The 11,804-nt window shown below is 58.9% G+C and carries 10 protein-coding genes; 9 read left to right on the forward strand and 1 reads right to left on the reverse strand.

What is annotated here, in order from left to right:
• The first annotated feature begins 11 nt into the window (after positions 1–11).
• The 9 genes from AAE029_RS07945 to AAE029_RS07985 all read left to right on the forward strand — a co-directional run bounded on the left by AAE029_RS07945 (position 12) and on the right by AAE029_RS07985 (position 9,972).
• Complete coding sequence (locus tag AAE029_RS07945; RefSeq protein WP_371072284.1) at positions 12–1,499, forward strand: aldehyde dehydrogenase family protein; 1,488 nt, start codon at positions 12–14, stop codon at positions 1,497–1,499.
• A 1,114-nt stretch (positions 1,500–2,613) separates the two neighbouring features.
• Positions 2,614–3,591 carry a Bug family tripartite tricarboxylate transporter substrate binding protein gene (locus AAE029_RS07950; protein ID WP_371072285.1) on the forward strand — a complete coding sequence of 326 codons (978 nt, stop codon included), beginning with the start codon at positions 2,614–2,616 and terminating at the stop codon, positions 3,589–3,591.
• Between the two features lie 112 nt (positions 3,592–3,703).
• The gene (locus tag AAE029_RS07955) at positions 3,704–4,159 is read left to right on the forward strand and encodes a tripartite tricarboxylate transporter TctB family protein (RefSeq protein ID WP_371072286.1); all 456 of its coding nucleotides are present in this window, start codon (positions 3,704–3,706) and stop codon (positions 4,157–4,159) included.
• A 15-nt stretch (positions 4,160–4,174) separates the two neighbouring features.
• Positions 4,175–5,683: a tripartite tricarboxylate transporter permease gene (locus AAE029_RS07960; RefSeq protein ID WP_371072287.1), complete on the forward strand. Its 1,509-nt coding sequence runs from the start codon at positions 4,175–4,177 to the stop codon at positions 5,681–5,683.
• Between the two features lie 136 nt (positions 5,684–5,819).
• Entirely contained in the window at positions 5,820–6,689 is an 870-nt protein-coding gene (locus AAE029_RS07965; RefSeq protein ID WP_371072288.1) for an aspartate/glutamate racemase family protein, read from the forward strand.
• Positions 6,690–6,860: 171 nt separating this feature from the next.
• The gene (locus tag AAE029_RS07970; RefSeq protein WP_371072289.1) at positions 6,861–7,853 is read left to right on the forward strand and encodes an MBL fold metallo-hydrolase; all 993 of its coding nucleotides are present in this window, start codon (positions 6,861–6,863) and stop codon (positions 7,851–7,853) included.
• A 124-nt stretch (positions 7,854–7,977) separates the two neighbouring features.
• The gene (locus tag AAE029_RS07975) at positions 7,978–9,003 is read left to right on the forward strand and encodes an ABC transporter substrate-binding protein (RefSeq protein ID WP_371072290.1); all 1,026 of its coding nucleotides are present in this window, start codon (positions 7,978–7,980) and stop codon (positions 9,001–9,003) included.
• A gap of 65 nt (positions 9,004–9,068) precedes the next feature.
• A complete protein-coding gene (locus AAE029_RS07980; RefSeq protein ID WP_371072291.1) occupies positions 9,069–9,311 on the forward strand; it encodes a hypothetical protein in 243 nt (80 codons plus the stop codon).
• Positions 9,312–9,447: 136 nt separating this feature from the next.
• Positions 9,448–9,972 (forward strand): flavin reductase family protein, encoded by a 525-nt coding sequence (locus AAE029_RS07985; protein ID WP_371072292.1) that lies wholly within the window; start codon positions 9,448–9,450, stop codon positions 9,970–9,972.
• A gap of 410 nt (positions 9,973–10,382) precedes the next feature.
• Here AAE029_RS07985 and AAE029_RS07990 read toward each other — a convergent pair whose 3' ends face one another.
• Positions 10,383–11,540, reverse strand: coding sequence for a M24 family metallopeptidase (locus AAE029_RS07990; RefSeq protein ID WP_371072293.1), 1,158 nt, complete (start codon positions 11,538–11,540; stop codon positions 10,383–10,385).
• Between the last annotated feature and the right edge of the window lie 264 nt (positions 11,541–11,804).

Here is an 11,804-nt window from a genome sequence, read left to right on the forward strand (position 1 = left end):
GAAAAGCAGACATGAGCGACATCAGCACTCAGCTCCCGGACCACGAGGTGGCGCAAGAAGAAAATTTCTTACGCACGTTGCACTGGGAGAAGTTTTATATCGGCGGCGCCTGGGTTGATCCCGCCGCGTTCGCCGACCGTGAGGTCATAAACCCCGCGACTGAAGCGCCGTTCGCCCGTATTGCGATAGGCAGCGCGGCCGATGTCGACAGGGCTGTGGCAGCCGCTCGGTCGGCCTTTCCCGATTTTGCCGGCACGACCGTCGCCGAACGCGCTGCCTTGATCGAACGTATTCGCGATGCTTGCCTTGCTCGGACCGGCGATCTGGCAAAGGCCATATCGATGGAAATGGGAGCACCGGTGGCTTTCGCGCGGGACTTCCACGTTCCCGCCGGAATCTCGCATCTGACCGAGATTCTGCACGTGCTCGAGGAGTTCCGGTTCGAGCGCAGCATCGGGCGCACGCTGGTGGTCAAGGAGCCGATCGGCGTCTGCGGACTGATCACACCCTGGAACTGGCCGCTCAATCAGACGCTCTGCAAAATCGCGCCTGCGCTTGCCGCCGGATGCACCATGGTGCTCAAGCCCAGTGAGATGGCGCCCGTGAGCGCATTGATCCTCGCGGAGATCATGGAGGCTGCGGCGACGCCCGCTGGGGTCTTCAACCTCGTCAACGGCGACGGTCCCTGTGTGGGCGCCGCGATTGCCGCGCATCCAGATATCGATATGATATCCTTTACCGGCTCGACACGGGCGGGCGTGCTTGTCACGAAGACCGCCGCCGATACGGTCAAGCGCGTCACGCTGGAACTCGGCGGCAAGAGCGCGAACATCCTGCTGCCGGACGTGAATTTCAAGGACGCAGTGACCAAAGGGGTCGCCCGCTGCTTCATCAACAGCGGCCAGTCCTGCAATGCTCCGACCCGTATGCTCGTGCCGCATGACCGGCTCGACGAGGTCAAGACGATTGCGCGGGAAGTGGCGGAGGCGACGACCGTCGGACATCCGTCGGCGGCATTCGCCCTCGGCCCACTTGCCAATAGGCCGCAGTTCGAAAAGGTTCAGCAGATGATCGAAGACGCTATCGCAGAAGGCGCCGAACTGATCTGCGGTGGCCCCGGACGCCCGCCCGGCCTCAACCAGGGCTACTATGCTCGCCCGACCATTTTCGTCGCATCGCCTGACATGACCATCGCGCGCGAGGAGGTCTTCGGCCCGGTGCTGACGATCCTCGGCTATATCGACGAGGACGACGCAGTGCGTATTGCGGAGGCCACCCAATATGGTCTTGCGGGTTATGTTTCCAGCGCCGACAGTGAGCGCGCCCGCCGCATCGCCCGCCGCCTTCGCGCCGGCACGATCCACCTCAACTATCCCGCCCGCGATCCGGCAGCGCCGTTCGGGGGCTACAAGCGTTCCGGTCTCGGGCGGGAATGGGGTGAATTCGGTCTGGAAGACTATCTCGAGATCAAAGGCATTGTCGGATATGGCGCTGCATGAGGCGGTGATTTCGGCTTACTGCATGTCGCGCAAAAGTGCGCAGCGGTTTTGCGGCAACGACATGCATGAAAACAATAGCCTAAAGCCTGTCACGTGAATCTCCTTTCGCGACAGGCTCTAGCGGCGCCGGCGGCATGCGCAATATGCGCATTTTTCGCTATGACGGGGTTTTCGCTGGCGACCCACGACTGCTATCGAGCAGACACAGCGCCAAGAATGGCGCTGCGATGGCCGCGGCCTCACGAGAAGGCGGAGCTGCCAAGTGCAAGAAGCCAAGCTCGGTACCGTCAACCGGGCGAACATTCCTGGCTTGTTCGCAGACATACTCTGCCGCGGGACAAGCATTTCCATACCTTATCTGATGCGCTCGCTCTTGCTGCCCGCGAAGCGCGACAGATGCAGACTGCTTGGGCGAGTTAGGCCCGGGTCGCGCTTCGCAATGCGCGTGGAGCGACAGCAAGTAAACGCGACAGAACCTCTCTCGAGACGCACCAAGCCAACAAGGCGGAAAAACCAAGGGCTGTTCTCAACAACGGCGCATGGCGAAACTGTTTGCATGCTCGTGCCGCAGACCGAAGCTCTAGCTCGATCACGAATATCCGTCGCTGCGGCCATATCCGGATACACCCGTTTGGCTCTTAATTCGGAAATAAATTCATAAATGAATTGCGTATTTTAACCTTTTCATCTGGAGGTGCGACTTGCTTAATATCAAAAATGAAGGGCGTTGGAGCGAGATCGGCACGAGCTAGGCACTCGCCACTCGACAACACTCTTTGCCATTTGCGCGCGCTGGCTGCGTCAGATTTCGGCTGACCCGAAAGATGACAAGGCAACGACGCATACGATGAAATGGCTGGGCGGATCAGGAGGAGATTCGCCCTCACGCGGAAAGGGACGGAGATCGCATGCGCGTTTGTCGCCTGAAAAGTGCCTTTCTGCAAGCCACGTCCGCCCTTGAAACCGAAAGCGGGGCCACCGGCTAGGCTCGGCCACCAAAGCGGGATTGAGGGGACGTCAGCGGCACACGGCAGAGGCGGAGGAGGCCAGCCGTGTCTATGGTCAACGGTGGAGGAGAACGATGCAAATAACAATTGGTTTAGGCAGCGGCGGAATGGCATTTGCTGTCGCGGCCCTTCTTGTTGCGGCTGATCCGCAGTCAGTCAGAGCCGATGAATATCCGAGCAAGCCGATTACGATCATCAACCCGTTTGGACCGGGCGGTCACTCCGACTTGGTCACCAGGCCGTTGGTCGCAGTCGCCAAGCAATATCTCGGGCAGCCGCTCGTGCTGGAGATGAAGCCCGGAGGTCAGGGCATCATTGGCACCGACTATGCCGCCAAAAGCGATCCGGACGGCTATACGCTGCTGACGACCGGCGTCGGCTGGAATGCAGCTTTTCCGGCGATCGAAGGGCGATCGCACGGCCCTGACGACTTCGAGCCAGTCGCACTCATCAGTCAGGAATCGACCTTCCTGACGGTGCGTGCGGACTCCCCCTACAAAACCCTCAAGGACCTCATCGACGACGTGAAAGCCAATCCGGGCAAGATCACCGTCGGTATCGGCGGCCCATACACCACATCCGAGACCTTCTGGCGCTGGATGACCAAAACGCAGGGCGTCAAGGTTCGGCTGGTGAAGTTCGGCGGCGGCGCACAGATGATGCTTGCCGGCCTCGGCGGCCACGTCGACGTCTTCGGCGGTTCCCCTCTTTCTGTCTCCGAGCAGGTTCGCGCAGGAAAGATCAGGCCGCTCGTCTACTATGGTGAGCATCGCCACTCCGATTATCCGGATGTTCCGACGGCGCGCGAGCAGGGGTTGGATATCGCGCTTGAGATCTGGAACGGATTGGCGGCGCCCAAAGGTACACCGAGACCGATTGTCGACAAGCTGGCCAGCGCCATCAAGCAGATGCTCGACGATCCGACCGTCAAGGACGCGATGGAGAAGGCGGGTGAGCATGTCACCTACCTTGGTCCAGACGATTACGCGAAGGAGTGGCGTCAGTCCTACGACTTCTACAGAAATTTGAAGGACGCCTACGCGATCAACGGCCTCGTGGAGCAAGGCGAGGCGCCGAAGCAATAGCCTCTTGCGGTCGGACTGCAGCTCCGGCCGGTTTCTGCACACCAATTCCTTGGCCTGGAGTCGAACGCGCGGGTCGGCTCCAGGCAGGGACCTCTTGGACGGGAATTCGTGAATGGCCAAATACGCCAACATTTTCGCAAGCGTGGCTTTTATCCTGTTTGCCGGCGCCTGCATGGCCGCCTCGCTGCGCCTGCCGCTCGGAACACCCCTGGAACCGATGCCAGGCTTCCTGCCGCTGATCGTCAGCATCTTTCTCTTGTTCGTGTCGCTGTTGCAGCTTGCACAGACATTTCGCGGCATGGCCAAACCTGTCGAGCCGATGGGAGAACACTGGATGCCGCCGGTTGTCATTATCGCCGGCCTGCTGATCTACAGCGCTGCCCTGGAATTAGTGGGATACATCGTCGCGACGACGGGCCTGTCGTTTCTTATCATGCGGATGTTCGAGTCGCGGGCATGGCTGAAATCCATCGTCATCGCTGCCTCGCTTTCCGTGCTCAGCTACATCCTGTTTGACCGCCTGCTGGAGGTACGGCTTCCGCCGGGCCTTCTCAAGGGCCTGCTTTAATCCTCCGGAGCGATCATGGAACTCTTTTCGAACCTTTACCAGGGACTGAGCATCGCGCTGTTGCCGACGAACCTTCTCTACGGATTGATCGGAGCTGTCCTCGGCACCGCCGTGGGCGTGCTGCCCGGCCTTGGTCCCTCCGCGACAATCGCATTGCTGCTGCCCCTCACCTACCAGATGGATCCGGTGGGAGCGATCATCATGCTGGCAGGCATATATTACGGCGCCATGTTCGGCGGCTCGACGACCTCAATCCTGCTTAATATCCCCGGCGAGAATTCATCGGTAGTCACCTGCATCGACGGCTATCAGATGGCTCGCAAGGGAAGAGCGGGAGCCGCGCTCGGCATGTGCGCCATCGGCTCCTTCATCGGCGGCCTGATCAGCGTGGCGATCCTGGTCTTCGTCGCACCGGCGCTGGCCGATGTCGCACTCGACTTCGGGCCGCCGGAATATACTGCCCTGCTGCTGCTCGGTCTGTTCATGGTGGTCTATCTCTCTTCCTCGTCCATCCTCAAAGGCCTAATGGCCATGGGGCTGGGGTGCATTCTTGGCATGGTGGGCCGCGATGTCTCCTACGGCATGGATCGCTTTACCTTCGGCAGCGACTACCTGGTGACCGGTCTGAATTTCGTGCCGGTCGCCATGGGCCTTTACGGGATTTCGGAAGTCCTCCTGAATATGGAGGAGCGTGAAGAGCGTAGCGTCTTCAAGACCAGCCTGACGGGACTATGGCCGACCTTGGCCGATTGGAAGGCCTGCATCGGCCCGATCTTTCGCGGCGGTGCGCTTGGCGCGATTCTCGGTGTGCTGCCTGGCGGCGGCACGGTCATCGCAACTTTCGGCTCCTATGCTATCGAAAAACGCCTGTCCAAGTCCCCCGAAAGATTTGGCCAGGGAGCGATCGAAGGCGTGGCCGCGCCGGAAACGTCCAACAATGCGTCGGCGACCACCGCTTTCGTGCCACTGCTCACGCTGGGTATTCCAACCCACACCGCGCATGCGCTGATCTTCATGGCGATGATGATCCACGGCATCAGGCCGGGACCGCTGCTAATGACAGAGCACCCGGAGATGTTTTGGGGCGTCATTGCCTCGATGATCACCGGCAACTTCCTGCTTCTTCTGCTCAACTTGCCGCTGGTGGGAGTGTGGGCGCGAATGCTGACGATGCCCTACAAATATCTCGTGCTGGTCATCATCACCGTCTGCGTGATTGGCGCCTATAGCGTCAACTACTCCTCCTTCGACGTCGCCGCCATGGCCGTGTTCGGCGCGCTTGGCTATGTGCTGCGAAAGTTTGGCTTCCCCGTCTCCCCGATTGTGCTGTCGATGGTGCTGGTCCCGAACCTTGAGTCCTCCTTCCAGCAATCGATGACGCTTGGCATGGGCGATCCGAGCATTCTCTTCTCACGGCCGATCTCGGGCTCGTTCATGCTGATCATTTGCCTGATCCTGCTGATTCCAGCTGTCAAGTGGCTGTGGAAGCGGCGCAGAAAGTTCAAAGAAGTCAGTCTCGTGTAACGGCATCCAACGATGTCCATTTCAACTGTGGCCAGGAGGAAAACTGAGGACCCTTCTTGACCAGACACCCACCGGTTCCCATGGCGGGTTTTTTTGCTCGACTGATGGATTGAATCAAATTGGAGAAACCACTCGAATGAACCAGGCGGCCATAACCGGCAAATACCGCTTCCTTCTCATCCCGGCATTCAGGCTCCCTGAAACATCACCGTTCCTCCACCGCAAGCTCACCGGTCCCAAGGAGCAAGCGCTGATGAACTTCGCCAGTCTCGCACCTATGCTCGATGATGTGAGCTGGGAGCTGCATCCTGGAGCGCTTGCAAGCTATGGCGACTGGGCGGTGGAGACGCGGGAGGAGTTCTGTTACTCGGCTGCAGCGCGCCTGCCGATCGTGCGGGAGGCGTGCGAAAGCGGACTCTATAACGGGATTGTGCTTCTCGGAGGAGGCGAACCAGGCTTTCTGGAGTCGCGCGAGATCGGCCGGCGCTATCGGATACCGGTCACATCCTGCGCTTTCTCGCAGATGCACGTCGCCACTATGCTCGGCAACAAGTTCAGCGTCATCGACCTCGCTGAAAATCACAATATGTACTACTATAACCTAATCGTGCAGCACCGGATGACTGATCGGTGCGCCTCCATCCGCATGATCAATTTTCCGCATGAACGCCCGGGCTGCGAACCGGGAAGGCCGCTTCACGTGGAGCGGGAAAAGGCTCGCAGCGGCGAGCGCTCGGATGCCGTCGAAGAGGCTGTGGCGGCAGCCATTGCGGCTATCGAGGAGGACGGTGCGGAAGTCATCATCTTCGGCTGCTCCGGCTCATTCTGGCTGCAGCCAATCGTCGAGAAGCGATTAGCGGAGTTGGGCTGGGAGGTGCCGGTGCTGGAGGGTTATCGCTGCGCGATCTCGCTCGCGAAGATTATGGTCGATCTCGGCGTCGACGCCAGCGGTCTGATGTTTCCTGGAGCCAGACCGCGGCGCTGGCGCAAGAAGAAGGTTTTCTAAGTCTCTTCCAGGCGACCGCCCGGACCGATTTTTTATAGGCAACGCCGCAGATCCGATTGGTCGGGATGCGGCCGCCTCGATAGGCTATCGCGGCAGCGATCAGTCTCGATCGCATGCTGCGAGTAGAGCCGGAAGCTTCGTCAGCGCGAGGCGGGCAGATTTGGGCAGGGAATGATGCATCGGATCACGCTCCATCCTACCAACATGTCCGGTGGTTCGGCGGGTATAGCCTTCGGGCCGGATAACAGGCTGGAACGCGGCGCTGCGGCCGACAAGCCTGAGGCAAATTATGCGTCGCCACTCAATCCGCGCAACGCTGCCTTTCACAGTTTCCGCGTCGGAGATCTCGAAATATTTCAGCTCTTTGACGGCGCAACGTCGCGCGAACTGGATCAGGCCATCTTCAAGAATGTCGGCGTTGACGAGGTCAGTTCATCCTTGGAGGCGGCCGGTTTCTCCAAAAACCGGATGCCGAACTCGTACACGATCACCATCGCCCGTATCGGCGGTCAACTCGTGATGTTCGACAGCGGCAACGGCGAAAGCGGCCAGCCGGCGTCGGGGCACTTGCACCGCAATATGCTCTTGGCCGGGCTCAGCCCGACCGACATCTCGAAAATTGTCATCACGCACTTCCATCCCGACCATATCTTCGGGCTGATGTCGAACGCCGGCGAACAAATCTATCCGGATGTCGAGATCCTCGTCCCTGCTGCAGAATATTCCTTTTGGACCGATCCCGATTGCATCAATCAATTGCCCCAGTCGCGCGTGGCGCTGGCAAGGCGCATTCAGGCGACTTTGCCGACCTGGAATAACATCAGCCAGTACGACGCCAACAAAGATGTCTTACCCGGCATCCATGCGATACCCACCTATGGTCACTCGCCCGGTCACACCAGTCTGCTGCTGAGCTCCGGCAATGCACAACTCATGGTCTCGGGCGACGTCACCAATGTCCCCGTCTTGAACATGCATCATCCCCATTGGCATCTCGCGGCAGACCATGATCCGCATTTGGCGGCCGAGACGCGCATTCGCATGCTCGACCGCGTAGCGGCCGACGGAATTGTCTGCACGGGGTACCACTGGGGCATGCCGGGCGCCGGAACCATCATTAGGGACGGCGATGGCTATGCGCTTGTCCCCACCGCCATGGATTGAAGACGGTATCAGGCAAATGCCTGAGCGCTGATTGCGTATCCACGGCTAATCCGCAGGAGGCGGGTACCAGCGTCGGGAGCAATCCGCGTTGGCTTGAGAATTTCCATAGAAGCAGGAGGATGAAATGGAAACGCAATTCACACTGGGTCGTCGGGATGTCATCAAGGCGATCGGAGCGGCCGCAGCCGCTTCTTGGATCGGACCAAGGAAAGCCTTCTCACAGGAGAAGGATCAGGTCGTCAACATCGTCAATACCCGCGGCGTTGCCACGCTCACCATGCAGGAGCTGATGAAGCGTCGCGGCCACCTCGAAGAGATGGGCATCAAGGCGAACATTCTATACGTGGTGGATGCGTCAAAGGTGATGGGCTCGCTTATCAGCGGCGAAAACGACGTGTGTATGTTCTCAGGCATCGGCACCGTTCTGGCGGCGATCGACAAGGGCGCGAAAATCAGGCTGATCGCCGGCTCGCTCGTCAAGCCGGAACATGCCGTTTACGCCAAGAACCCCGACATCAGGTCGGTCACGGATCTTGAAGGCAAGACGCTTGGATCCGGCTCGACGGGCGCCCTTCTCCACACCATGTGGATCGCGCTGCTGCGGAAATATGGCGTCGACGAGACCAAGGTCAGTTTCGTCAACGTCGGCGGCACGCCCGAAGTCTTCCGCGCTGTGGCTGCGGGTGTTGTGGATGCGGGTATTTCGGAGATCGACGTCTATCAGGAACAAGAAAAATACGGCGTCCACGTCATAAAAGAAGGCGACCTTTGGACAGAACTGCCGGAGTTCACTTTCCAGGGCGCCTATGCTTCCGAAGATGCCATCAAGAACAAACGCGATGCGATCGTGCGGACGCTGGCGGCCTACGCCAAGCTCTACAGATACGTGGCGAGTCCCCAGTCGCAACAAGATTTTATCGACGCACAGCTTAACGTGTCCGGCGGCATTCCCAATCCTGCGAAAGCGCAGTGGCAATGGACATTCTTCAAGGACAGCCAGATTTATGCCACGGATCTCGTACTGTCGCAGGAGCGGTTGCGCTACATGCAGGATCTGAACGTCTCGCTAGGTGTGCAAAAACGCCTGCTCCCCTATGCGGAGGCAACGGATATGTCGCTGGCGAAGGAGGCTCTCAGCCTTATCGGTTAATTGCTGGAATTCTACGCCTATTCGCTACCGTGCCCGAGCGGTAGCCAGGGTCGCTTGAAGCTCAAATGACAAAGCTGAGCGCCGCGTGCACCTCGCGCGGCGTACAATTAACCATGCTGGTCATGCCCACGGCGAAAGAACTCGATGTGCATCGAGAAGCGCTTACCCGCATCGCCGGCAAGCCCAGAGCAAACCATCATATCGCCGCGAAAGATGATGGGATTAATCGGCTTGCTGGCCCGATCACCATCAATACTTGCTTTGCTGAGTTTCGGTCCCTGTGGATGGCGGTGACAGAACGAACGTGATCGCCATTGGGGTGAGTCCCCATCGCGGGAAACTTCGGAAAAAAAATCACAAATCACTTGTTAATATAGTCGCTTTCGGAACTGAAAAGGGCAGCTTACATTAACTTCAGCTCTGGTTTTTGAGGTGGAGAAGCGAATGGAACAGGTGGATCTTGTAAGCGAGGCGCGCCGCATGGACAAACAAGCGTTTCGCACCACAATGGGTAAATTTGCGACGGGCGTCGCGGTTTTGACCGCAAGCAATGGGGGGCAGCGCTTTGGGATGACCATCAATTCCCTGACGTCGGTTTCACTTGATCCCCATCAGATCCTGGTTTGCATTAACCACGGCAGTTCGACGGGCAACGCCATCAAGGAGAGTGGAGCTTTCGCCGTCAGCCTTCTTGGCCGGAACCAGCAGGACGTGGCACGCAGCTTCGTCGGCCGGAACGCGGCGCGTTTTGACACCATCGCCTGCACTGATCATGCCGTGGGCCTGCCGATTATAGGGGGAGCACTCGGAAGCCTGGTTTGTCGTGTCAGCGACATAGTGGTCAGCGGCGATCACGACGTGGTGATCGGCGAAGTGATTGAGTGCTGGCAGCGCGATGGCGAACCCTTGGTTTTCTTTGGCGGCGCATATGGCAGATTCGAGGCGGACGCGGCCAAGATCATGACGTGAACCTATGAGAAACGAGGGGCGCGGTTCCATTGATGTATCGAATGTTGGATGTAGGGCGGGCGGTTCACCTAGATGGAACGAACAGGTCCCAGGCGGCGGAGAAGATCGACAGCATTACTCCAGCTATCTGGTCGACCGGAAGCGTTCTCGTGGCGGCGCGCCGCACCACGCAGCGAAGGCGGCGCCCGTTGTCCACTCCCCGCGCGATCATGAGCGATCGGGAGGCAATGCACCCCCTGACGCTATTGCAGGTTCTTCAGCAGATTGATGATCTACGCGCGAATTGAGATATCCAGCGCAGTTACCGGCTCGTCCGGGAACGACCGACGAAGCCCTTTCGGCACTGAACGGAGTCGGTTTGCGCGGGCATCAGAGCTGCCGCGCAAACCGAGCCATTCGATCGCGCGCTGTCAGATCAGCTTCCGTTCGGCAGTACTGAGCAATTCCAGCCCGTCTTCCTTGATAAGGATGTTGTCTTCGAACCGGATCGAATAGGTCTCCGTACGAACCGAAGGCTGGAAGGAAATAACCATACCCGCTTCGAGGATGGTCTCGCGATGGGTCGGATGCGGGAAGTCGTGGAACGGCCCCAGGCCGACGCCGTGGATGGCGAACTGCTGGCAGGGCATGGCAGCCTTGTTGGCCGGATAACCCATATCGCTCATCACCTGACGGATATAATCGAAGATCTCGGCGAAGGTCATTCCGGGCTTAAGATGCTCCATGAACAGATCGTGGGTCTTGTAGAGATCATTGGCGATCTTCACGTATTCGTCCTTGGGTCTGCCGACCACCCATGTGCGGGCAATGTCGAAGCCGTAGCCGTGATAAAGGGCGCCAAGGTCGATGGTGACGAGTTCGCCATCCTCGATCTTCTTCCATTCCGAGGCGAAAGCTCGGTAGTTGGCCGTACGGATGCCGGCCTGGCACATTGTCTCAACCTCGCGCATAGCTCCGAGACGCTTCATCTCGATCTCCATCGCGAACTGCACTTCCATCTCGGTCACGCCTGGTTGCGCGGTCCTGATTGCGACATCGATGGCGGAATGTCCGATGGCGACCGCTTTGCGGATCAGCTCGATCTCGGCAGGCTCCTTGACCGAGCGAGCGATAAACAGCAGGTCGCCCGCTGGCTTGAATTTTGCATCAGGCAGGGCGGCGAGGAGACTATGATAAGTCTTGGTCGTGCAGGTGGTTTCCTCAAAGCCGATATTGCCGGCCTGGAGACCCTTTTCGGCGAGCACCTTGGCCACGCCATCGGCGGCACTTTTGGCAAAGCCGGTGTCATTTACGCGCACGTCCTTGATCCAGGTGCCTTCGCGGATCGCATTCATGGTGATGAAGGCACTGAGGAAGACTGGGTCGTGGTCCTTGAACAGGATGAGCGGCGCTTCGGTGATGTGGGTGTGAGAAAGCGGGTACCACGGCATATGCTGGTAGTGACCACCATAATAGTACTGATTGGTCCAGTTGTGGACGATGAAAGCGTCTAGCTCGTTTGCCTCCATCACCTTGCGAAGCTTGTCGAGGCGCCCTTGGTAGTCGAACTCGGTACCGAAAATATTCATGCACTAACCTTTCTGCCCTACGATCGTGAATATCTGCGCGGCAGTGCCGCGAATGGGTGCCTGCACGTGCACCGCGGAGGCAACGGCGGCATTATCGCCGACCGATTGCTTGAACGATTGTGAGAGAGGGCTCTCCTCCCCTCCGGCCGGAACGAAACCTAGCAAATGGCACCCGAGCCAATAAGGAGGCAAATGAGCATTAGATTTGTGAATAAATTTCCGGAAAAATTCGCTCAGCCCGGAACCCAGCGAAGCCAAAAAATC

The organism is Sinorhizobium sp. CB7, from assembly GCF_041357635.1.
Classification (GTDB): Bacteria; Pseudomonadota; Alphaproteobacteria; order Rhizobiales; family Rhizobiaceae; genus Rhizobium.

Excerpts from the sequence above, each read along its gene's own strand:
- AAE029_RS07980 (WP_371072291.1), top strand. The coding sequence starts at position 9,069 with ATGACAAAGCTGAGCGCCGCGTGCACCTCGCGCGGCGTACAATTAACC.
- AAE029_RS07985 (WP_371072292.1), top strand. The coding sequence starts at position 9,448 with ATGGAACAGGTGGATCTTGTAAGCGAGGCGCGCCGCATGGACAAACAA.
- AAE029_RS07975 (WP_371072290.1), top strand. The coding sequence starts at position 7,978 with ATGGAAACGCAATTCACACTGGGTCGTCGGGATGTCATCAAGGCGATC.
- AAE029_RS07990 (WP_371072293.1), bottom strand. The coding sequence starts at position 11,540 with ATGAATATTTTCGGTACCGAGTTCGACTACCAAGGGCGCCTCGACAAG.
- AAE029_RS07960 (WP_371072287.1), top strand. The coding sequence starts at position 4,175 with ATGGAACTCTTTTCGAACCTTTACCAGGGACTGAGCATCGCGCTGTTG.
- AAE029_RS07945 (WP_371072284.1), top strand. The coding sequence starts at position 12 with ATGAGCGACATCAGCACTCAGCTCCCGGACCACGAGGTGGCGCAAGAA.
- AAE029_RS07970 (WP_371072289.1), top strand. The coding sequence starts at position 6,861 with ATGATGCATCGGATCACGCTCCATCCTACCAACATGTCCGGTGGTTCG.
- AAE029_RS07950 (WP_371072285.1), top strand. The coding sequence starts at position 2,614 with ATGGCATTTGCTGTCGCGGCCCTTCTTGTTGCGGCTGATCCGCAGTCA.
- AAE029_RS07965 (WP_371072288.1), top strand. The coding sequence starts at position 5,820 with ATGAACCAGGCGGCCATAACCGGCAAATACCGCTTCCTTCTCATCCCG.
- AAE029_RS07955 (WP_371072286.1), top strand. The coding sequence starts at position 3,704 with ATGGCCAAATACGCCAACATTTTCGCAAGCGTGGCTTTTATCCTGTTT.